Annotated in this window: 15 protein-coding genes, 1 tRNA gene and 1 pseudogene; 10 read left to right on the top strand and 7 right to left on the bottom strand. The window is 43.6% G+C overall.

Annotated elements, in window-relative coordinates:
• Nucleotides 1-6: 6 nt before the first annotated feature.
• The 6 genes from AB5542_RS07535 (at nucleotide 7) to AB5542_RS07510 (ending at nucleotide 9,690) form a co-directional block, all read left to right on the top strand.
• Nucleotides 7-2,562, top strand: coding sequence for a zinc-dependent metalloprotease (locus AB5542_RS07535; protein ID WP_027202986.1), 2,556 nt, complete (start codon nucleotides 7-9; stop codon nucleotides 2,560-2,562).
• A gap of 307 nt (nucleotides 2,563-2,869) precedes the next feature.
• Nucleotides 2,870-4,546 carry an energy-dependent translational throttle protein EttA gene (gene ettA, locus AB5542_RS07530; RefSeq protein WP_087422501.1) on the top strand — a complete coding sequence of 559 codons (1,677 nt, stop codon included), beginning with the start codon at nucleotides 2,870-2,872 and terminating at the stop codon, nucleotides 4,544-4,546.
• Nucleotides 4,547-4,558: 12 nt separating this feature from the next.
• Nucleotides 4,559-5,365, top strand: coding sequence for a hypothetical protein (locus AB5542_RS07525; protein WP_118304055.1), 807 nt, complete (start codon nucleotides 4,559-4,561; stop codon nucleotides 5,363-5,365).
• 488 nt (nucleotides 5,366-5,853) lie between these two features.
• Nucleotides 5,854-6,621, top strand: a complete 768-nt coding sequence (locus tag AB5542_RS07520; RefSeq protein WP_118304053.1) for a polysaccharide biosynthesis/export family protein — start codon at nucleotides 5,854-5,856, stop codon at nucleotides 6,619-6,621.
• Between the two features lie 52 nt (nucleotides 6,622-6,673).
• Nucleotides 6,674-9,007, top strand: a complete 2,334-nt coding sequence (locus AB5542_RS07515; protein WP_288215219.1) for a GumC family protein — start codon at nucleotides 6,674-6,676, stop codon at nucleotides 9,005-9,007.
• Nucleotides 9,008-9,009: 2 nt separating this feature from the next.
• A complete protein-coding gene (locus AB5542_RS07510) occupies nucleotides 9,010-9,690 on the top strand; it encodes a tyrosine-protein phosphatase (RefSeq protein ID WP_279040934.1) in 681 nt (226 codons plus the stop codon).
• A gap of 51 nt (nucleotides 9,691-9,741) precedes the next feature.
• Here the strand turns inward: AB5542_RS07510 and AB5542_RS07505 are convergent, their stop codons facing one another.
• From AB5542_RS07505 to AB5542_RS07495, 3 genes are all read right to left on the bottom strand, one after another.
• Complete coding sequence (locus tag AB5542_RS07505; protein WP_279041202.1) at nucleotides 9,742-12,246, bottom strand: AsmA family protein; 2,505 nt, start codon at nucleotides 12,244-12,246, stop codon at nucleotides 9,742-9,744.
• 99 nt (nucleotides 12,247-12,345) lie between these two features.
• On the bottom strand, nucleotides 12,346-12,894 hold the full coding sequence (locus AB5542_RS07500; protein WP_279041201.1) for a ComEA family DNA-binding protein: 549 nt from the start codon (nucleotides 12,892-12,894) through the stop codon (nucleotides 12,346-12,348).
• Nucleotides 12,895-12,968: 74 nt separating this feature from the next.
• The gene (locus AB5542_RS07495) at nucleotides 12,969-14,357 is read right to left on the bottom strand and encodes a S41 family peptidase (protein ID WP_279041200.1); all 1,389 of its coding nucleotides are present in this window, start codon (nucleotides 14,355-14,357) and stop codon (nucleotides 12,969-12,971) included.
• Nucleotides 14,358-14,576: 219 nt separating this feature from the next.
• Here AB5542_RS07495 and AB5542_RS07490 point away from each other — a divergent pair.
• Nucleotides 14,577-14,652, top strand: a tRNA-Lys gene (locus AB5542_RS07490).
• A gap of 1,032 nt (nucleotides 14,653-15,684) precedes the next feature.
• On the opposite strand, the gene AB5542_RS07485 is transcribed toward AB5542_RS07490, so the two are convergent.
• Genes AB5542_RS07485 through AB5542_RS07475 form a run of 3 tightly spaced genes read right to left on the bottom strand, consistent with a single transcriptional unit; the run spans nucleotide 15,685 to nucleotide 19,832 of the window.
• Nucleotides 15,685-17,421 (bottom strand): ABC transporter ATP-binding protein, encoded by a 1,737-nt coding sequence (locus AB5542_RS07485; RefSeq protein WP_279041205.1) that lies wholly within the window; start codon nucleotides 17,419-17,421, stop codon nucleotides 15,685-15,687.
• On the bottom strand, nucleotides 17,414-19,186 hold the full coding sequence (locus AB5542_RS07480; RefSeq protein WP_279041204.1) for an ABC transporter ATP-binding protein: 1,773 nt from the start codon (nucleotides 19,184-19,186) through the stop codon (nucleotides 17,414-17,416). Before AB5542_RS07480 ends, AB5542_RS07485 begins: the two co-directional genes overlap by 8 nt.
• Nucleotides 19,187-19,196: 10 nt before the next feature.
• Entirely contained in the window at nucleotides 19,197-19,832 is a 636-nt protein-coding gene (locus AB5542_RS07475) for a class I SAM-dependent methyltransferase (RefSeq protein WP_087419806.1), read from the bottom strand.
• Nucleotides 19,833-20,208: 376 nt separating this feature from the next.
• On the opposite strand from AB5542_RS07475, the gene AB5542_RS07470 reads away from it, so the two are divergent.
• The 3 genes from AB5542_RS07470 (at nucleotide 20,209) to AB5542_RS07460 (ending at nucleotide 23,457) form a co-directional block, all read left to right on the top strand.
• Nucleotides 20,209-20,820 (top strand): TetR/AcrR family transcriptional regulator, encoded by a 612-nt coding sequence (locus AB5542_RS07470; protein ID WP_279038854.1) that lies wholly within the window; start codon nucleotides 20,209-20,211, stop codon nucleotides 20,818-20,820.
• Nucleotides 20,821-20,924: 104 nt separating this feature from the next.
• Entirely contained in the window at nucleotides 20,925-21,899 is a 975-nt protein-coding gene (locus tag AB5542_RS07465) for an alpha/beta hydrolase (RefSeq protein WP_279038855.1), read from the top strand.
• Between the two features lie 580 nt (nucleotides 21,900-22,479).
• On the top strand, nucleotides 22,480-23,457 hold the full coding sequence (locus AB5542_RS07460; RefSeq protein WP_279038856.1) for a hypothetical protein: 978 nt from the start codon (nucleotides 22,480-22,482) through the stop codon (nucleotides 23,455-23,457).
• Nucleotides 23,458-23,488: 31 nt separating this feature from the next.
• On the opposite strand, the pseudogene AB5542_RS07455 reads toward AB5542_RS07460, so the two are convergent.
• A pseudogene (locus AB5542_RS07455) lies at nucleotides 23,489-23,705 on the bottom strand (MATE family efflux transporter); the annotation flags it as partial.

Raw genomic sequence — 23,705 nt, 5'->3', positions numbered from 1 at the left:
AATTAGATGAAAAGTATTGTATATATTATTACGGTATTACTGTGTTTTAGTGTTACTTGTGTAAATGCTTCAAACTCTTCTTGGGGAAAAAAGAAGAAAAAGAAGGCCGGAACGGAAAAGGTGGAATCGAGTGATTCCACCTCTAAGGCGGCTTCTACGAGCGAGTACGAGAAGTTTATGAAGGATGCGGTGGTAAAGAAGGGAATGTTTAACGTGATTAAGAAGAAGGATAAGATTTATTTGGAGATTCCGAAGGCGATTATGAGCCGGGATTTCTTGATTAGTTCGCGGGTTTCTTCCACGAGTCGCACGTGGCAGATTGATCCGGGAACGATCAATCGTGACCCTTTGCTGATAACATTTTCATGCGATGAGAATAAGGTGTATATCCATTTTCCTCATTTGGATTACGTGTGCAAAGAGTCGTCGGAAATGTACGAAGCTTACAAGAGACACAGTAACCCGCCGATCTGGAAAGCGTTTAAAATCGAGGTGATGTCAAAAGATTCTTCCAGTTGTGTGATTGATGCTACTCCGTTGTTTTTGTCTTCGATTGCTGAGTTTTCTCCATTCCCGGATCTTCCTGCTGAAGTGCGTATGATGATACCGTTTGGAGGCTCTTTCCAAAGTGACCGTTCAAAGATTGAGGAATTCAAGGCTTTCGAAGATAATATTATCGTGAAGAGTATGATGACTTACACGACGGATAAAGAAGGTCCTTTGACCACGATAGAGGCTCGTAATATCATTATCTTGCCGGAGATCCCGATGGTTCCCCGTTATGCGGATGAACGGATTGGCTTTTTTGAAGAGTCTCGTAAATTATTTGACGAACATCATGATCGTTTGCAACAATACGGGATTATCAATCGGTGGGATTTGCAACCGAAAGATATGGATAAGTACCTGGCTGGAGAGTTAGTAGAACCCGTGAAACCGATTGTTTGGTACGTGGACCCCGCAATTCCCGAGAAGTGGAGAAAATACGTGAAGTTGGGTATTGCCGACTGGAATATCGCTTTCGAGGCTATCGGTTTTAAGAACGCCATTGTCGTGAAAGATTACCCGACAGATGATCCGAATTTTGATCCGGATGATATTCATTATAATTGTTATCGTTTTGTGGCATCGACAAGAGAGAATTCAATGGGGCCGTCGTGGATTGATCCCCGTTCGGGAGAAATTTTGTGTGGAGACGTGATTTCGTGGTACGGTGTGGTGACTTTGCTGAACAAGTGGAGAATGATCCAGACCGGGGCGGTAGATCCTTCCGTGCGTTGTCCCGTGATGACGGATGAGAATATGGGAGAAGCCATGCGTTACGTGGCGGCTCACGAGATCGGTCATACGTTAGGGTTAATGCATAATTTTGGAGCATCAGCGGCTTACCCGGTAGAGAAGTTGAGAGACCCGGAATTTACTCAAAAATACGGGACTACCCCGTCGATCATGGATTATGCACGGTTTAACTATGTGGCACAGCCCGGAGATTTGGAGAAAGGTGTAAAGTTGACTCCTCCTCTGATTGGCGAGTATGATAAATTTGCTATTAAATACGGGTATCAGGTACTCCCGAACGTGAAGAGTGCGGATGATGAGAAAGAAATTTTGCGGGGATGGGTGAGAGAACAGATCGGAAATAAGATGTGTTTTTACGGGAAACAGGTGTTTCAATTTAATTTTGACCCTCGTTCCATGGCAGAGGATTTAGGGGATGATGTGGTGAAAGCAAATACTTATGGTCTTAAGAATTTGAAATATGTGGCGGCTAATTTTGTGGATTGGATGGCTGTAAATGATGAGGGGTACGCGGCTGTTGAAAGTACTTATAAGGAGATTATCGGTCAGTTCGTGCGGTTTATGGATCACGCTATGGTGAGTGTCGGGGGAATGTATATTAATCCGAAATATTATGGTGATCCGGAACCTCTTTACCAGTATGTTCCCAAGGCAAAACAGATCGCGGCGTTGAAGTTCGTGTTGAAGAATTTGAACGAGTTGCAGGACTGGATTATTAATGATAAGATTACCGCGATTATCGGCCCGACAGCCAAGCACTACGTGGCTCAAACGCAATTCTTCAACGAGATGTTGACCCGGGAGACGTTAGGGCGCTTGCAAATAAACGAGGTGGACGGAAAGAATGTATTCACGTTGGATGAATATCTGGGAATTATTTTTGACGAGATGTTTACCAAGAAAACCGGTAATCTGCAGTTGGCAGATATGGCTTTCCAGAATTCTTTCGTGGAAAATCTGACCGGGTACATGGATAAAGGTGAGTTCAAGAGTGCCGGGAGTAATTCGTTGAGAGAATGGTTGAACGAGACAACTTGTAGTTGTCATGCCTATTGCGAGTCTCATCATAGTTTTGATGCAGTGGATGCTCTTGGTGAAATTGTGTTATCTCCGAGAATTGACAAGTCAAATAAGCGTCCGATCGTGATGAAATATTTGCGAAAAACATACAACACGGCCAAAAGTCGGATGAATACAGGAAATGATAAAACACGTGAACATTATCGATTGTTAGTGTTAAAATTGAATTATTTATTCGATTAATTAATTTATAGAGATTTGTGTTTTTTTATCCCCGGGAGAGAGAAGGCTCCCGGGGATTCTTGTGTAATGGCTATGATAGCTAGTTTGTTATATGTTTGAATGAATTATGTTTGATGAGGGGGCAAGTGTCTTGTTAAAGAATAATTGTGAATTTCTTTTAGAATTTTGAAACAAAATACACGCTTGTTTCGTATAACGGATTAAGTATATTTTTTTAATTTGAAGATATAATATATCTTTGTATCCATTTTAAGGATAATTAGTTGTGTGCTAGAAGTGAAACATAATATCGTGTAAGTTAATGGGTATGACAGACGAGAAGAAAATTATTTTTTCCATGATGGGGGTGAGTAAAACGATACCACCTCAAAGAAAGATTATAAAGGATATTTATCTTTCCTTTTTTTATGGGGCAAAAATCGGGGTGATCGGTTTGAACGGTTCCGGAAAATCGACGTTATTGAAAATTATTGCCGGGTTAGACCCGAATTACGAGGGTAAGGTGATCTGGTCGAAAGAACATTCTATCGGGTATTTGCCACAGGAGCCTCAGTTGGATGATTCCAAGACCGTTAAAGAGGTCGTGCAGGAGGGTGTTCAGGAGGTGATGGATTTGTTGAAGGAGTACGAGGAGGTGAACATGAAGTTTGCCGAACCGATGAGTGATGAGGAGATGGATAAGTTAATGACTCGTCAGGGGGAGTTGACAGAATTGATCGAGCATCACGGCGGATGGGAGATTGACCAGAAGTTGGAGAGGGCTATGGATGCTTTGCGTTGTCCTGAACCGGATGCGGAAGTGAAGTTCCTTTCCGGGGGAGAACGTCGTCGGGTGGCCTTGTGTCGCTTGTTGTTGCAAGAACCGGATATTTTGTTGCTGGATGAGCCGACGAACCATTTGGATGCCGAGTCTGTGGAATGGCTGGAACAACACTTGCATCAATATCCCGGTACGGTGATTTGCGTGACGCATGATCGTTACTTCTTGGATAACGTGGCCGGTTGGATACTGGAGCTAGACCGGGGTGAGGGAATTCCATGGGAAGGAAATTATTCTTCTTGGTTGGAACAGAAGGCAAAACGATTGGAGCAGGAGGAAAAACAGGCCAGCAAACGCCGGAAGACGCTGGAACGGGAGCTGGAATGGGTACGTATGGCTCCTAAGGCTCGTCAGGCAAAGAGTAAGGCCCGTTTGAAGGCTTATGACCGGATGATGGATGAGGACGTGAAGGAGAAAGAAGAAAAGCTTGAAATATTTATTCCGAACGGTCCTCGTTTGGGAAACAAGGTGATCGAGGCCGAGCATGTGGCGAAGGCTTTCGGGGATAAAGTGTTGTTCGATGATCTTGAATTTAAGTTACCTCCGGCCGGAATTGTCGGGGTGATCGGCCCTAACGGTGCGGGAAAGACTACTTTGTTCCGTTTAATTATGGGCGTGGAGCAACCGGATAAGGGGACATTTGAAGTTGGGCCGACCGTGAAGATCGCATATATAGATCAACAGCATAAAGCAATAGACCCGGAGAAGACGGTTTATCAGGTGATTTCCGGGGGAAGTGATTTGATAAACCTGGGAGGACGGGAAGTGAATGCCCGGGCTTATGTTTCCAAATTTAACTTCTCCGGGACGGATCAGGAAAAGAAATGCGGGGTGTTGTCCGGTGGGGAGCGTAATCGCTTACACTTGGCTTTGGCATTAAAGGAGGATGCTAACGTGCTGTTGCTGGACGAGCCCACGAATGATATTGACGTGAACACGTTACGGGCCCTGGAAGAGGGATTGGAAAACTTTGCGGGCTGTGCCGTGGTCGTGTCGCATGATCGTTGGTTTCTGGATCGTATTGCAACTCATATCCTGGCTTTCGAGGGTGATTCTAAAGTGGTATATTTCGAGGGAAGTTACTCCGAATACGAGGAAAGTAAGAGAAAACGTTTGGGAGATGTTACCCCGAAACGTATACGTTATAAAAAATTAATCGGTTAAGATTATAAGGACGTGCCTAAGAAAAAAGAAAAAAAGATTGTAGATACCGGTTTCGTGCCGGGTATCTACAATTATTGCGACAGATGGTGTGAACGTTGTCCATTGCAGCTTCGTTGCATGAGTTACATGATGGGGAAGAAGCTGAAGGAGCGTACGAAAGTGAACTTGGGAGAGGAGATGCCGGATGATGACGAGTCGGCGTTAGCCCGTCTGAAAAATATTTTTGATTCTACTTTTGACGTGTTGCGAGAGTTGGCGGAGGAAAGAGGTATGGGGATAGAGGATATTTATTCCTCGGAGAAGGTGGACCGGGGATTCTGGGGGGAGGATTACGAGGATTTGGAAGATGAGGATGAAGAGGCGGTCAGGCAGATAGAACAGGAAGATCTTGTGAAATGTGACCGGATTTATAAGACTCTGGCCGAGAAATGCCAAGAGAGTATTTATCAATGGTTTGACGAGGCCAGGATAAAAGAAGGTGATGCTCCCAGAACGAAAGAGGTCGGGGATGCGTTGTTGGAGGTAAATTGGTATCTGGATTTGATTCACTCCAAGATTAGGAGGGCGTTGTATGGGTATTATATCTATTCGGATAAGATTAATGCCACGCAGGAAGAGGATGATTATAATGGATCGGCGAAGGTAGCCTTGTTGGCTGTCGAGATTTCTCAAAATGCGTGGATGGTTTTGAGGGAGCGTTTATCAAGTTTTGAACCGAATATATCTCACTTGATCGTGGTTTTGGAACAATTGGGCTTGGAAATTGATCACTTTTTTCCCAAAGCCCGTTATTTTAAGAGACCCGGTTTTGATTGTTAATATAAAAATGTAAATTGAGGTGGGGCGTTTGATGTTTAAATACCGTTTTTCTTTTACGAATCATCCGTGTACAGGGTGAAATTGAAAAACGGTATATTTCGAGGGAGAATAATAACATAGTTGTGAGATAACCTGTTTTTCGAACGAGTGAAGTATTTGCTATTTTGTTAAAAATATGGTGTTGAATAGGTCGAAATCGGCTATGAAATGTGTGAGTGAAATTTTCTAAATTTATGGTGATTGACAAAAATATTGAAAATGATTAGAGGTGTATGAAAAAATATCTATATTTGTAATCAAATAAACGAACGATTCTTAATATTATAAATCCTCTTCTTCTTTTTTATTTACGTTTTTTGCTTAGTCATTCATACACATACCTTTATGACTAGGTGACTTTTCGTGATTATTTGATTTTACCTTTCTTTTTTCGCTATCAAAAATCGTTGGTTTTTTGATAGCGTGAATGTATAAAAAGAGAGGTGTATATGTCTGTTTATAAGCTGTTTATTGTTTGGGTGTGTGGAATGTGCATTCTCGGGTGTGCATCCAGTAAAAAGGTCGTTTATTTACAGGATATTAAAGTGGATAAACGAGTTAAGGCGGCATGTGAGTATCGAACCGTGATTCACGTTGATGATTTATTGTCGATTATCGTGTCGTGTGATGACATTGAGGCAGCTTTACCATTCAATACCCCGATGATCGGTTTAGGGAAAGAGGTCACTTCGGGAAACCAGCAAGCAGCCTTAGGATATTTAGTTGATAAAGAGGGATATGTTGATTTTCCTGTTTTAGGTAAGTTGCAGGTGGACGGGATTTCTCGTAATGAATTGGCCGATATGTTAAAGGAGAAGTTGTCCGGCTATTTGAAGAACCCGATCGTGACGATTCAATTCCTGAATTTTAAGGTGACTGTTTTGGGGGAGGTGCGTAATCCCGGGAGCTACAAGGTGAACAGCGAGCGAATCTCTATTCTTGATGCCTTGGGAATGGCGGGTGATTTACAGATTAATGCCAAGAGAAAGAACGTTTTGGTGATGCGGGAGGATGGGAATGAAAAGGTGTTTTCCCGTGTCGATCTAACTTCGAGTGAGTTGTTACATTCCCCGTTTTTCTATTTACAGCAAAATGACGTGGTGTATGTTGAACCGAGCCGGGGTCGAATCGTGGGAGGCAATGCGGGAACTTTCTTACCTTATATATTATCAAGTGTATCCACTTTCGTGGCCGTGCTGGCCTTAATAATAAGATGATGACCGGAAGAGCTGGTTGCAACTATTTATGAATCTATAAAATAACCATTTTATGAACGAGAATGTTAGTAGAGAAATACAGTCTGATCAGGAAGATGTCATTGACTTGGGTAAGTTGTTTTATAAGATTCTAGTCCGGTGGCGTTGGTTTATCATTTCGGTGCCGCTGTGTCTGGCGGCGGCACTATTTTATTGTTTAATCAGTACGCCGGTGTATGATATTCACGGGAAGGTGATGATTAGTGACACGAAAAAAGGTGAGTTGGGAACAAACGTGATGATGAAGGAGTTGGGGTTGTTCCGGGCGGGGGATGTGTACGTGGAGAATGAAATGGTGGAATTGCAGTCGAAGAATTTGATGCGGGAGGTGGTTCGGGATTTGGAGTTAAATATACGTTATACTCAAGAATGTTTTTTCCGGGATCATGAACTTTATAATGATTCTCCCGTGAAGATATTGGTTGATCACCCGGAGGGTATAAAGGATACTTGTCTGTATGTTCTTTTGACTGCAAATGACGAGATTGTCGTGACCGACCCGAAGGGAGAGGTGATCCGGCGAGGACATTTTTCGGAGAGTATTTCCATGGGGGATTATTGTATCTCCGTGGAAAAGAATGCGGACTACATGGGGAGTGAATTACGGGAAGTCCGAATTAACTTGGATTCATACGAAACGGCCACGAAGGCTTTTTATAAAAATTTGAGTATCATGCCGCTGGAAAAAAATACGAATGCCGTGCGAATTATGTTGAAAGATCCGATTCCGGGGCGGGGAGTTGAGTTGATACACGCTTTGGTGGATCGCTATAACCAGAACGGGGTGACGGATAAACAACAGGTTTCGGCCAAGACGGTGGAGTTTATTAATGCTCGCTTGCAGGTAATAAACGGGGAATTGGGGACAATTGAGAATGATGCTGAACGTTTTAAGCGCACGAATAAGCTGACGGATCTGACTTCTGACGCGGCTTTTGCCATGGAAAGGAAAAAGCTGGCCGGAACGGAGTTACTAAAGGCTCAAACAGAGTTGGACGTGGTGCGAAGTATTCGATTGCTGACGGAAAAGAACGAGGATGGGGAGTTCTCGTTGTTACCGGAGAATATGGGGTTGACGGATGACGGGTTGAATAATGCTCTTTCTCGTTACAACGAAATGATATTACGACGCGAGAAATTATTGTTGAGTGCCCGGGAGAATAACCCGATCGTGACGGGGTTGGATATGCAGTTGCGAGGGGTGAAGAGTAGTATCCGGGAGGCCATCGGAAACGTGGAAAAGGGATTGATTATAAAGATCAAAGGGTTGGAACGGGAAAGTCTTTCGGTGGACGAACGATTGACTTCGGTACCCACGCAGGAGAAACAATACCGGGCAATAGCCCGCCAGCAGGAGTTGAAGGAGAATTTGTTTCTTTTTCTGATGCAAAAGCGGGAAGAGGCAGAAATTGCGAAACTGGTTTATGTGCCGACAGCGAAGATTATCGAAGATCCTGATGCGGGAGAGGGGCCTGTAAGCCCGAAGAAATCGTTGATTTTGTTATTGGGGTGTATGTTGGGCGTGTGTATACCCGTGGGGATTATTCTGGGAATGGATATGTTGGATTCGAAAGTGAGGAGTGTTGAGGATCTCGAACGAGTGGTTCGTTTGCCTTTGCTGGGAACCTTCCCGGAGGTCGGGAATGGAAAGGTAAAGGTTGGAGAAGAGGATTTTATTCAATCGGAATCGATGCAGTTGATCCGGGAGAAATTGAATTATATCCTTAAACAACAAAAGTCCCCGGTGATTATGGTGACCTCTACCATTCCCGGAGAAGGAAAATCTATGGTTGCAACTCATCTGGCCAACGCGTATGCCAAGGCAGGGAGGCGAGTGATTGTTGTCGGGTGTGACTTGCGGAATCCCAGTTTGCATAATTTTCTTGATTTCGATCGACAGGAGGGGTTGTCTGCCTATTTGGCGGGATTGTGTGATACTCCGGAGCAGTTAATCTGGCGGGTTAACGAGGAGTTACACGTTTTGTTCGGGGGAGTTATACCGCCTAATCCGGTACAATTGATAGCTAGTCCACGGATGCAGGAGTTGTTGGAGTATCTGAGAGGGAAGTATTCTTGTATTATTCTGGATACACCGCCTCTGGGTGTGCTGGCAGAAGGTTTTACTTTGAGTAAGTTGGCGGATGCCTGTGTTTACGTGGTGCGGGCTAATGTATTGAGGAAGGAATCGTTGAGACTTTTATCCGAGCTGGAAAAAGATAAGCGCCTATCGGATTTAGGGGTTGTTCTCAACGGGGTAAAGGTTGAATCGGGCGGGTACGGATACGGTTATGTATACGGCTATCAATACGGTTACGGTAACGGGAATAAAGATCGTAAAATTTCTTGATCATGTTGTTTTTTAATAGACGTAAACGATATTTTTTCGAGTATGAAAATGATATACATGCTCACGTTTTACCCGGTTTGGATGATGGGGTGAAGACGATGGATGAGGCCGTGATGATCGTGAAACGAATGGAACGGGTGGGATTGAAACGATTGACGTGTACGCCCCACGTGGCTTACCCGGCTATGATAAATACACCGAAAGATGTGGAGAGTATGTTGTTCGTGTTGAAGTCCCGCTTGCGGGAAGAGGGGGTGCGTGTAGAGGTGGATTCCGGGGCGGAATACCGGATGGGGGAGTTTATGCTGGAGGTGTTGGAAAGGGGAGAAATCATGGCATCGAACCGGGGGGAAGTGTTAGTTGAGCATAGTTTTGTCGGGCCATCTAATTACGTGGATGATATATTATTTGGTTTGCAGGGACGGGGATTTTGTCCTGTGCTGGCGCATCCGGAACGGTATCCGTTTTACGCGAAGGATCTTGTCCGGTATTGTGAGCGGTTTAAAGAAAAAGGTGGAAAGGTGCAGGTGAATATACTTTCATTTGCAGGATTCTATGGCAAAGAGGCTATGATGGGAGCCCGAAAATTGTGTGATGCCGCTTTGGCCGATTATTATGCCGGGGATATCCATTGCTTGCAGCAAGAGATATTGATGGAAAAATATATAGGAGGAGCGTGGTAATTCTTTTTAGAATTGCTTTTTTTGAATGTTTTTTACGCTCCTCCGTTTCTTTTATTTGAATAGTTTATCCAAGCCTTTCAAGAGGTTATTTTTTAATTCCTTACCGGCTTCTTTTTCTATTTTCTTCAATGCTTTAGACAAATCGGGGGTAATTGTCGGTTTATCCAGAGTACCACCAAGTTTGACATCAACGTCCAGTGATTGAATGTTGTTGGCTCCGGGGATGGCTTTCAACACGTTGTCAATGTCTTTCCCGAAGTATTTCCGGGCAATGTTCATGGACATCGTGTAATCCATTTTGCCATCAACGGTTTGGCTACCGGAGAAGGTGGTCGGGTTACCCGCGATATTCGTGGTAAACGGTTCCACAATAATATTTCCTTGTTCAATCTTGAAGTCTATTTTCAAGTTGGAAATACTTAAACGGCTTAACTCGTCATTTTTCAACAGGCTGGCCAGTTGGGTCATGGCCGGATTATCATTCAGGACAAATCCCTTGGTTGAGAGGCTACCGCCACCATTGGCCGTTGTCATGATCGGGCTCATTTCTTTGTCCAGATCCGAGCTGAATTTCATGGCAGCAGATATTTTACCATTGCAGTTCATGGCAATCGGCAGGCTTTGTTTGATGAAAGAGAAAGCGTTGTATGCCGAGTGAATGTCAATGTCGGTAACCCGTAAATTCAAGTCCACGGAAGGCTTGGCCGGGTTTGCCGTGTTGTAGGCCCCGTTCATGATCAGGTTCCCGTTCAGCATATCCATGCTCAGATTCTTTAGCGTGGCGATACCACCGGATGTTTCGATGTTTCCTTTGACGGAGTTTATCACGAGGCTATCGAACAAAATTTCTTTGATGTTCGTGCCGAAGGCCAGTTCTATGTTTTTCGGAATAGCCAGTACACTTGATGTTTCTTCTGCCGGGGCCGAACTTTGTGTTGTTGCAACCTGTGTCGTGTCGGCCTCTGAGGTCGTCATGTTTGCCATGAATTCATTCAAGTCGATTTTGTTGGAATTCAAGGTGAAGTTACCTTTTAAGGTCTGATCCTTGAACACGTAAGGCAGGTAGTTGGCTAGATAGCCGGCTAGGGCGAAGTCTGAAGAGTTGATTTTTACTTTCAAGTCTTTCAAGTTCAGCCGGGCGGGTGTGATGGTTACCTCTCCGGAGGGAACAGAAATTCCGGCAGGGAAGTCCGCATTCTTGAACAACACGTTTTGCAGGGCAATCTTACCATTTGCCGTGAACTTTTCGTATTGTTCTTTCTCGATATATTGGTACTTCCCGTCAAAGGAGAGATCGGTTGTTAAGATACCGTTTAACGTGATGTCTTTTAACGGTAAGGCTTTTTTCAAACTCTCGAAGTTGATAACGCCTTTCATGCCGCCCTTTAATGTCGGGTCGTCCGGATTGACCACAAGCAGGTTCATGCTGAACGGGTTGTTGGCAACCGTGAAGGTCAAAGTACTTAAATCTGCCTTGGTTTGTGCGATGGTTCCGCCGGGGTTGGTTACTGCCAGTTTCAGATTGATTTTTTCAACCGATTCGGGAAGGTCCGGGTACTTCAGATTTGCGTTCAGAATGTTGAAACGCAAGTCAAAAGCGGGAAGATGATTCTCGTAATATTCCCCTTTCGCGGATAGGCTGAGTTGGAATTCTCCGGAAGTTTTGACCCCCTCGATTTCTTTCTGGAAATCTTTAGGAATTAGCGCTAACAGGCTTTCGAATTTCGTGTCGGGTGCGTTCAGATTCAAGTCCATCGTGTATTTGTCGTCATCAATATCAATGTTTCCGGTTAAATCCAGTTTCAAGTCATTCAATGACATATCATTTTTCTTGATGTCGAATTGGAGTTCTTTCAAGTTGGCACCGATTTCGGCTTGCCAATTGAAATCAGTGTTGTTTACCCACACACTCTTACCTTGACGCAAATATATGTTTTTGAGTTCCAATAACACGTTTAGTATGGTGTTGGTCTCGGAAAAATTTCCTTGTAAGGCCATGTTCACGGCATCGACCCGGGCAAATGTCTGTGCTTGTTCGTCTTGGTAGTTTAACATCAGATTACGCACTTCGATGTTGTTGAAAGCGATGGCAGTTTCCGAACCGGACTCTTCTTTGGTTTCCACGGGAGTTTCTTCTGTTTTCACCTCTGTCGTGTCGGAAGGAACCATGATGTCCCAGTTGGCTTTTCCTTCGGCATTGACTTTGGGCATAAAATCACAATCTTTTAATAAAATGTTATTGATTATGATTTCTTTACCGGAAATTAAGGAACGTAAATTTACGGATGCCTCGAAAAGAGGAATATTGATTAAAGTGTCCCGTGTGTTCGTTTCTTCCTTGGAAATGACCACGTTATCCAAGGATACGCTTAGGTTCGGGAAGTTTTTGAACATGCTCAGATGTACGTCCCCGATAGCCAGTTCGGCCTGGATGTATTTTGAGGATTTCTCCTCGATTAATCGTAGGATGTCACTTTTGAAAAAGACGGGTATAACCATCAGTGTGACAATAATTAGCACGATAATAATTGCTAGTGTTATAAATACTTTTTTCATACGCTATAAGTTATGTGTGTTGTTTGCGTTGTAAATGACAGTGTTGTAAATTATTTACGACAAACTATCATGTATTGTTCTATACAAAGTTATACAAAATTATTTGAAGTAAGGTTTTATTTTTTTGAGTTTAAATAATGGTAAAATATTTTGGGATTCCAAGGTAGAATAGTCAATCTTACCGAATTTTCGTTTGGCGTTGAAGATGAGTTGAACATCTTCGTACACTAGATAGGGGTGATGTAAAACGTTTTTAAAACTCATGGTGTCCAGTTCCTTTTTTCGGATTAGCGCAGGATTCACGGAGAAATGGGGAAGTAATGAATCTATGTTCAGGTATTGAAATTTAATTTCTTTGAGTTGACGGGTGGCGTGAAAACCGCCCAGTTGTTCCCGGTAACGCAGGATTTTGCTGGCGTAGTATGGGCCAATGCCCCGGATACTGACCAATGCCGTGCTGTCGGCGGAATTGAGTTCGATTACAAGAGGTTTTGGGGAGACGGTTTGTGTCGTATCAGAAAGTCGGGAATAGGGAATCAAGAAGACCGGGTATTCACTCTTGTGAATGGTTCGTGGTAGCACGAATAATGCCATGGTAAGAATGCCCAATGTTATGATTCCTTTTTTCTCCGATTTTCTGATAAACATGGTTGTGATATTAGCTGTATAAACGCCATCACAAGTTATGAATATTTTACTAAATAGTTGCTATATTGATTTGATTATTTTACGTGAATTATCCGATTGCTTTTGATGTCATTAAATGCTTTTGGGAGCATATTAAATACAGGGGATGTTTCAATGCTTCTGCCTTTTGCTTGCATTCGTCGTGTTCCGGAAATGAGGGATAGGGCCTCTGCCAGTAAGGGTTCGTTTTCATCGCCAAGTTGAATACCGTTGAAAAGATCCTCTTTAACCTCGTGTTGAGGTGTCATGCCTTCCAAGGAGTTGGGATACCCGTCAATATTGGTGAATCGAGAGCATACCGGAAATATTAACCAGTTGGCCAGTTCTCTATCTGCCACTAATTTCCCATTTTCTTCATATTGCGGGGAGAAAGCGTACATGGTGACGTATTTTCCGTAAGTCTTTGTTCCCACGAGTTCGACATCCATAAATGCTTTAAGGCAGGCAATCGTGTACTCGGAGGCAGAAACAGTTTCGCCTGAGGTTAAGATATATACTTTCTGGGAGGGTAAATCCAGATTGCAATTGGTTTCCACGAAGAACCTGTTAAGTAAGTTTCCGTATTGGGAATCACTTTCGAATATTTTTTGGCAGGGCGAATTCCATGTTTCTTTGGAGAGAAGTGTACCTACCACGGCTTTTTCTTTGGGAACAATCGCACTGCATAGGAATGTGGAGGCGTCATCGTCACCTCCGTGGTTGTACCTGAGGTCGAGTATAAGATCGGTAATCCCGGCTTCCTTAAATTCGTTGAAGGCTTTTACAATGCTAGTATTGAACGTTTTCGTGAAATTGGTGTACATGAGGTAGCCGATTTTGTGGTTTCCCCGTTCGAAGAGTTTGGTTATAAGAACGGGGTCTGCATCCATTTTCCGGGAAGTGATGGTGACAGTCTTTCCCGAAGGAGCTATGACATTCCCTTCTTGTTTTCCCATTCCCAAGTTGAGGGTCCCGGGATTGGTAAGTTTGCTGAGGTCGCTTTCTGTAAAGCTTTGCGAGTTCAATTCTACGATAATGTCTCCTCGTTTCAATTTTTCAGCAGCCGGAGAACCGGGATAGACATATTGAACAACGGCAAAACATTTATCACTGTCCTTGAATCGTCCGTAAGCAAGCCCGTAACCGTAAGTTTCCCCTGTTCCTGCCATTTCTTCTAGAAGTCCGTTGGCATCATCAGTGATCAGGGACCATTTGTCTTTGGAAGAAAGGAGGGCCTTGAAATATTCTTTCGGGTCTTTTTCTGATTCCGGTTTAATGTCCGGTATTTCGGCATACCACAAGTAGAATGTAGATAAATTGTTCTGAATGAATTGATTCATCCGTGTGGCTAATTCATTGTCTTCCGAGTGATTGTTGTCTTTTTCACAGGAAACTAAAAGAGATAGCACAAGGAATAAAGAAAATAGAATTTTTGATGTATTCATGAATGATTTTTTTGTGATTGTTTGGTAAAATAAGTAAAATATACCGACAATTCCTATCTTTTGTCCGAATTTATGGCGAGGAAACGGGAAACTCAATTAAATCATAATGAAGTTTTTACTCTTTTCATGAAAAAAATGCGTGAAAAAAAATCGAAATAAATTTGTGAGAGAAACAAAAAGATATACCTTTGCAACCGCAATTGAGAAACACAATTGAAGGATTCAGTAGCTCAGTCGGTAGAGCACAACACTTTTAATGTTGGGGTCCTGGGTTCGAGTCCCAGCTGGATCACCAAAGGCGATTACAAAAGTAGTCGCCTTTTGCGTTGATATAGAGATTGTTGCTCTGACAATCAAGGGGTTATTCTTGTTTTTGGGGGATGAAAAGTATGTTAAAACTATGTCTAAAGATGCCAACTTTAGGTCATGGACTGCATATTTTTGTAACCAATGCATTACTGCTTGCATTACCGTTTGCATTACTAAAATTTTCAATTATGAATTACCCAGTTCCATTAGTCGTATTTGATAGAAAGCATCAAGCGACCAAAAAAAAAGAGGTTTGATAGAAACAACCCGGCACAACAAGAATCTTCTACTACAGTTTATTTGCTAGTAGAAGAATTAAATAAATTTCTATAATATTAAAAACCTGTTTAAATTTCGTGTTGATACGATAAAAATCTTGGGTGGCAGTTGTTCAAGAGACTGATACAAGGGATCATCTAATGGTAAAGCCATATAAATTTACGTCCGTGATATTACTCTAATCCAACCCGGATAAAGAAGTAATTTAACCCAAATAATCTCGCTCCCTCAGAGATCATTCGATGCTTACCCGGAGCCTAGCCATTCCGTAATGTTTGAGCCACGAAGAAACTTCGAATGATCTTCGAATAAGGGAGATTATTTCCCTAGGATTTCCGTGGGATTTCCCTTGTTTTTTTATTATAAGTTAGGTTTGATGGTGTCGGGAAAAATTCATTCGGGTATAAACGTCACCATAATATTTATTTTGACGCGGAGGGGAACGTGGTGAAGCGATAGTTATTCTCTAAACTAAGCTTACTTGTAGGTTACCTAATCTTTTCTGTATTCTCCATAGGGTGTTGTTATATGAATAAATTTGCTCGGATGATAAAGAAATAGAGAGGTAGGGGGAGAGGAGGCGTTTATTATTCTTAGCGGAACCTCGTGAATAAGTCAGCGGGAAGTGAACGAGGAGGATTATTGATGTGTGTGGATGGTTTTGTAAAGATATGATTGAGGAACTTCGTGTTCCCTGGTGAGGGATTGTCTTGCTCTCGAAAGGGAACACGAAGTTGGATTAATTTATGCTCGTAATCTGTCTTTCAATCATCTTTGCGAATATTCCTTTTTGTTTTTTCAAGTATTCTGCTGATCCGCTTTCCACTACCTGACCGTCTTTCAGCACGATTATTTTGTCGGCATTAGCCACGGTACGCATCCGGTGAGCGATGATCAGTACCGTTTTGTCCCGAACGAGTTCGGATATCCCGGCTTGAATTTTGGTTTCATTTTCCACGTCGAGGGAGGCGGTTGCCTCGTCAAGCAGGACGATCGGGGCATCTTTCAGCAGGGCGCGGGCGATAGAGATACGCTGGCGTTCTCCACCGGACAGGGTTTCCCCGTTTTCCCCGATAATGGTCTGGTAGCCTTGGGGCATTTTGCTGACGAATTCATCACATTGGGCAAGCCGTGCGACACGTAGTACTTCCTCGTCACTGGCATCCCGTTTTCCAATACGGATGTTGTCCATGATGGAGGCGTTGAAAAGAACCACGTCTTGGAATACGACAGAGTAATTTTTCAGCAAGGTTTCCGGATCGATACGACTGATGTCCTGTCCGCCTAGGGTTATTTTTCCCGATTGTATATCCCAGAAGCGAGCAGCCAGTTTGGCCGCGGTGCTTTTGCCGCTACCGGATGGGCCAACCAAGGCGGTCTTTTCTCCTTGTCTTGCCGTGAAAGAAACTTTATTTAGTATGGGTTTCCCTTGTTCATACGAGAAGTCAACTTCTTGGAATTCTATATTGAAATTTTCAGGTTTAAAGTTCGTGTTTCCTTGTTGGATCGGGAGTGATTCCATTTCATTCATCCGGTTGATACGGACATCCAGATAGAACAAGGCAGCGAGATTGTTCATGACTTCATTTAACGGGTTGTAAATCCGTGAACCGATCACCATGAATATCAAGTAGGTGAACAGGTCTACACTGCCGTTTGCCAGCATGTTGGCTCCCACGATTATCACGCTTGCCAGTCCGAGTTTCAAGATGCTTTGGGAACCGTTTACTAGGATGCCGAGGGTCAATTCATTGCGAGTCAGCATCTTTTCATAGGTGTCGATTCTTACGTCCAGTTTTTTCAAGTAATCACACTCTTGATTGTAGGACTTAATCTCTTGAATCGTGTCCAGTCCTTCCTGTATATGTTCGGTTACGGCTCGTTTTTTCAGATAATTGGTTTCGTTACTTTTGAGGATTGCTTTTTTCGAGAAGAGAATAACAGCCATAGCCAGCGGGACTACCCAGAATAGGGAGAGGGTTAATTGCCAGTTGTAGAAGGCCATTCCGATAGCGATCAGTAACAGGCTGATGAGAGAGGCAAATAGTTGGGGAACGGCATGAGAGAACGTGTGTTCCAAATCCGTGCAGTCGTCCATGATCGTGGCGGTCAAGTCGGAAAGGTTTTTCTCCCCGAAGAATGACAAGGGTAGTTTACGCAGTTTTTCAGCCAGTGAGATCCGTCGGTTGGCACTTTCGTCGTACACCGTGGTGTAGGTGGAACGATACTGTAAAACGGCGATGATGTACATGACGATCATGAAGGCAAGCCCTAGTAGGCTATAATAGAGAATACCGTGTGTCACGGATGCCGATGGGGTAAATACCGGGCGAAGATAGTCTTCGAGAAACAGGAATACGAAAACGGCCGGCAGCATCAGTGCGATGTCAAGCAGGACGGTGAAAAATGTTCCTTTACAGAAGTCTTTCGCTCCTTGTGTTGAAAGGGCGAAACGTTTTTTTATCGTGTTAAGCATGAGTGATCTCCTTTCCAATAGTCCAGCGAACGGATTGCTGGTATTCGTTCCACATATGATTGTAAATCCCTTGTTGTTGGATTAATTCGGTGTGTGTTCCCTGTTCTGCTACTTTTCCTTTATCTATGACCAGGATATTGTCGGCATCGGTTACACTCGACAAACGGTGAGCGATCATCAGCACGGTTTTTCCTTTGGTCAGTTCTTTCAGGGCTTGTTGTATTAAGTGTTCGTTTTCCGGATCGGCAAAAGCGGTTGCCTCGTCGAGTACGATAATGGGAGCGTTTTTCAAGAAAGCACGGGCTAGTATGATACGTTGTTGTTCGCCCCCGGAAAGGTATGTCCCTTCCGAGCCTATTTTCGTGTTCAGTCCAAGGGGAAGTTTATCGATGATTTCCCGGCATTGGGCCATGTCCACGGCTTTCTCGACTTCGGGCTGCGTGGCCGTGGGATTGCCGTATTTAATGTTTTCAAGTAGGGTCGTTTTGAATAATTTCGTGTTCTGGAATACAAATGATATATGTTGCATCAATTCGTTCGGGGCGATGTCTTTCACGTTGATATTGCCCACCATCACTTGGCCTTCCGAGGTTTCCCAAAAGCGGGGAACAAGTCGGGCCAGGGTGGTTTTTCCCCCGCCTGATGCTCCGACGAGGGCAACTCTTTTCCCCTGGGGAATTCTGAAACTGATCCCGTCGATTGCTTTTTGTGTCGTTCCCGGGTAGTGGAATGATACTTGATTAAATTGAATACTGAAGTCTTTTAACGGTTTCGGGGAGGACGGAACGGGGAGTTTCTCGTAAGAAACTAGGTCTTCGAGACGTCCGATAGCCTCACTCGCTTGTCCCAAGGCTTGGTTTAAATACATACTTTTCATGATACTTTGAGAGAAGACTGGGGTGATGAGGACGAACAGGAAAAAATTGAGTAACACCGGGGCGTAATTTCCCGTGTTCCCGATCAACAGGATAGCCAGCGGGGCTAGAAAGAACACGAAACCATTGATAATGACGGTGTAGAATGACATGGGCTTTTCCCACATTCGAGTGTAGCCGAATACCATTTTATTATAGTTTTTGATGCTTTTGTGAAAGTTCTTGAACGAGTAGATGGTTTGCTGGAAAACTTTCACCACGGGAATTCCTCTCACGTATTCCACGGCCTCCGTGTTCATTTCTTCGAGGGCGGTCATGTAGCTTTGCATGAATTGCCGTCCTTTGGTACCCATCATGAATCCCATCACGATCATGGATATAATGACGGGAGCCATGCAGGCAAGGCCGAGTCGCCAGTCAAATGAAAAGATGAGTATGGCCGCAACGAGTGGAACGAGGAACGTGGCTGCCAGGTCGGGCATTTGGTGGGCCAGGAAACTGTGGGTGATTCCCGCGTTGTCATCAATGATTTTACGGATGCGCCCGCTGGTGTTGTAATCGAAAAAGCCGAGGGGCATTTGTACGATTTTACGCATGGCTTCACGGCGCAGGTTGGATTCAACTCGGAATGCGGCCAGGTGTGACGCCATCAGGGCCGCAAAGTAAAGAATCACGCTGCCCACGGCTAGACCGGCAGCCCACCACGCGTAAGTTTCTATATTGCCGGAAACGATAGTTTCGCCGGGGGCGAGTAATTCTCTTACAATAAACCAGATCAGTATGTACGGCAACATACCTGCCAGCGCACTAAGGGCAGATAATACCATGGACACGGGCAAAAGTGCTTTTCGATTGCCCATGTACTGCTGAAGTTTTTTTAATGTATTCATGATATATTATTTAATTGTTTGAACTTTGTTTTTGTGCCACGATACATAAATCTTCTTTGTTCTTCCGGTGTAGGGTGATATTGGTAAAGCCGGATTGGGCAAGGATGTATTTTAGTTCGCTGCTTGGATGTACTACCATTCCTTCTATGCGGCTTGTCCAGGTTTCGTTTGTCGGGTCACTTGCCTCACAACAGATTAGAAAGAATCCGTTGTCTTTCAGCACTCGTTTCACTTCAATAAATGCCCGGTGAAGATCACCCCAGAAGTAGATTGTTTCGAAAGCGGTAACAACGTCGAATGAATTGTCTGCATACGGGAGCCGGTCGGCACTCCCTTGATCCACGAAACAACGTGTGCCAAGGTGTTTCATGTTTTTCTTTCGGGCAAATGCCACGCTTTCCTGTGAGATGTCGATGCCGTGAACTTTCCCTTGCGGGCATAGTTTCAGTATTTCCGATAAGTTGGCCCCACCGCCACAGCCGATGTCGAGAGTGTTCCACTCCGGTTGCCATACTAGGCAGGATCTGGCCCAGCGTGACAGAGGGGCGTGTCCCTTGTTCATACCTCTTAATATCATTCTGCCGAGAAATCCTTCCGGTTTTCCAGCGTTTTGGAAAAACTTGTTGATAAATCCTTTCTTCTCCATGGTTATTATATTAATTTTCGATGTCTTGCAATAAAGAACAATATTTAAAATCGTTCAAAAAAAGAGAGCTTGTATTTCTACAAGCTCTCCGTGGGGTGATTTTGATTGTGGGATGCGTTATATTTTGTTTGTCAACATTTCTTTTCGTCTTTTTTTTCGTCATGTGGTAATATGAATTTTATTTTAGACAAAATTACAACTCCGGGAGGAACGGGACAATCCCTAAAAATAGTGAATTTTTAATGGAAAATTTCTGAATCATAGTAAATATGGGCCCCCCTATATCAAGTAGTCTGAACGGGTAAAATCATCATTTTTAGGGATTGTCGGGATGTGTGATTACTTGTTTATTTACATTTAAATAATGAACCGAACTATGCAAAAGTTGAAGAATGACATCAGAAGAGAGCTGTTGAAGTCCGCGGAAGAATTGTTTCTACGAAAAGGATTTCAGAAAACGTCCATGCGTGAAATTGCCGAGACGGCGCAAGTCGGGTTGGGGAATATTTATAATTATTTTAGTAGTAAGGATGACCTTTTTTGCTCGATCGTGTATCCCGTTACCCATGCTTTTGAGCGGATGCTGGAAAAGCATCACGGGCATTACGGGGCCGATGTGATGGAGATATTGAGCGAGGTTTATCTTCGGGAGGCGGTTGACGAGTATATCGTGCTGATTCGTCGCTATCGGGAATTGATGATCTTGTTGTTGTTCCGGGCTCAGGGATCATCCCTTGCGAATTTCCGGGAAAGTTTTACCGATCGTTCCACTGAGTTGGTGAAAGAGTGGTTTTCGGAAATGAAATACAGGTATCCCGTTCTGAACGTGACGGTTTCTGATTTTTTTATCCATCTTCATTCCGTGTGGATGTTTACTTTGTTCGAGGAAATTATCATGCATAAGATAGAGGATCAGGAAATTGAGCAAATCGTGGCCGAGTACGTTAAGTTCGAGATTACCGGGTGGCGGGATATATTGAAAATATAGGCGAATGTGTAGAAGTATGAAAATTTATACTTAATTTCGATGGCAAAGTGACCGGGAGCATGGGGTATATGGTCCGGTCGGAAGAACAAAAAAAAGGCACGAGTATGGACACTTTTTACGAGGAAGATATATTGGGAGAGGGATTTCAACGAGCGACAATCTCTTTGTGCGATGATTACGAGGGGCGGGCGATAGCCACGCTTGTCCGCCGTTTGTCGGATTCGGGAAATGGACGGGCGGTGCTTTATATTCATGGTTTTAATGACTATTTTTTCCAACGGGAAATAGCTTTCCGTTTTAACGAACAGGGATTTCATTTTTATGCGCTGGATTTGCGAAAATACGGGCGTTCATGGTTATCTCATCAAAAGTTTAATGACATCCGGGATATTCGGGCTTATTTCGAGGAGATCACATTCGCTTTGCAAATGATCCGGGAGGAGGGAAGCCGGACAACCGTTTTGTTAGGACATTCCACGGGCGGGTTGATTGCCACGCTTTACGCTAAAGAACACGGGGATAGTTCTCTTTTTGACGGCATCATGTTGAACAGTCCTTTTTTTGATTTTAATAAAAGTTGGTTTGTGAAGAAGTGTATCCCGTTTGCCTCGTTTGTGGGAGGTTTTTTACCGGGGATAAAGATTGCCGGAGGATTCACGGAGCAATATGGTAAATTCCTGCACCGGGAGAGTCGGGGAGAGTGGGAGTATAACTTGGCTTGGAAACCGCATGTTGCACCCCGGATTAATTTGGGATGGGTTCGGGCTATTCATAAAGCACAACGGGAGTTGAGGCAACCTTTTGAAGTACGAAAACCCGTGCTGGTTTTACATTCGGAGAGGTCAGTCTCGAATTTCTCGAATGAGGAACAAGTGCAGTCCCGCGATGCTATATTGAACGTGAGAGACATTCAGCAGGTAGCACGGAATATCCGGGGACAGGTGGAGATCATGTCGGTCTTGGGTGGTCTGCACGATTTGGTTCTATCCTGCAAGGAGGTCCGGGGAAAGGTCTACCAGATCATGTTTGACTGGCTGGAGCGTCAGAACGGGACGAATGATCGTAATTGTCTGGGTTAAAGCACGTGGTAAGTTTTATGGTGTGATTAAAAAAGAGTGGGTCCGCGACCTGATAGTGTGTGTATTTGGGTTATTGTTTTGAAGATTTCGCGGACCCGGTAGCTCTAGGGACCCTCACGGTCAGCTGTTTGCGAGCTTTTGTTTTTTAGTTAAACAAGGGACGTATCCCACAGTTAACGAATTATGAAAAAAAAAGAAATGGTTTTAATGAACCTGATTTTACTCGATGTCTGTTATTTCTAAGTTTATTTATTTATTATTGTTTCATTAAGTTGATGTAAAGGTACAAGATTATTATTAATCCAAGTAATCTATAATTGTATGTGAATGTTGGTTGTTTTACAATAATAATAGATTGTTCTTGTTTTTGTTCTTGTTGGTTGCGGGGAAGAATAGAGGAGCGAGAAAAAATGGCTATTTTTAAAAGAAGGAACGGTGTGCTAATGTTGGATGTTTGAATTGGGAGGAAATGGAGAAGGTGCGTGTCAAAAATAGTCGCATTATGTTTCTTGTGTTTCGGGGATCTGGGAGTATTTTCCATACTTTTGACTTGAGTTCTTTATGAAAATAGTGTATAAGTATGAAAGATGTTTCACTGTATGAAAGTTTCCTGGCGGAATTGCGAAAGAAAGTACCGCAAGGGGCTAAGTTGACAAATACTTTGGTTGATATGTTGTATATCGAACGGGAAGCGGTTTATCGTCGGTTGCGCGGCGAGGTCCCGTTCACGTTTATGGAGGTTATGACTATCACCAAGGAGTTGGGAATTTCTCTGGATAATCTGACGGAAACGGATACATGTAAGAGTCGTCCGTTTCAATTGAAATTGGTGGAGTATGCGAACCCGCTTGATGCGGATTTCCGGATGATGCAGGATTTCGTCGAGATATTCGCTTGTGCGGAGAATGAACCGGACTGGGAGGCCGGTTTCTCGACGAACACTCTTCCCAAGTCTTTTTGCTACTATTATCCCGGGATCACGCGTTTTTATTTATTTAAATGGTTATATCAATATAGCAACGTGGATACGGTGAAACCTTTTCGTGAGGTGGTGATTAACGATCGGTTAGCTAGGATTCAACAGGACTTTTTACATGGAATGCGGTGTGTTAAATCCTCTTTTTATATTCTTGATCATCTGGTGTTTCATTATCTGGTGACGGATATGTTGTTCTTTGCCAGTATTAACTTGATTACACCCGAGGAGTTGAAGGAGTTGCAAGAAGAGTTGATCTTGCTGCTGGAGAAGTTGGAGCGTTTCACGGCGAAAGGATTGCATGAGGATACGGGGAACGAAATGTATATTTATCTGTCGAATATTAATCTTGACACAAGCTACTGTTACCTGGGTAGCCCGAATTATCAATTAAGTATGTTGAAGGCATTCACATTGAACGTAATATCATCTTTTGACTTGGAGACGTTCAACCGGTTGAAGAGCTGGATGAATTCGTTAAAGCGTTCGTCCACGCTGATTACGGTGAGCGGGGAGAAGGAACGGGTACGTTTCTTTAGTGACCAGCACCGTTTGGTGCTGGACATGACGAACGCGGTCTGAAAAAGTTTTTCATGACCGTGTTCGTTTCTTATTATAGTTTCACGATTTTTTCGTTTGTTCTTTTCAGGTGAAACCATGAAAAAAGAAAAAGAAGGAGTACGTAAAGATGTTCCGATGTCCAGTACACCGCTAGCGGGACTTCTCCGATCCGGTTGATAGAAGAGAGGTAAACAAGATATATGATGATCGTGATACATTGATAGATGAATGCGGCACGGGTAGCCCCTGTTCCTGATACTGCGTTACAG

It is taken from the genome of Butyricimonas sp. RTP31003st1_G1_RTP31003_210430 (assembly GCF_040920905.1).
In the GTDB taxonomy this organism is placed as follows: Bacteria; Bacteroidota; Bacteroidia; order Bacteroidales; family Marinifilaceae; genus Butyricimonas; species Butyricimonas paravirosa.
The sequence above is the reverse complement of the archived record's forward strand: the minus strand, read 5'-3'. Positions and strand labels throughout refer to the sequence as shown.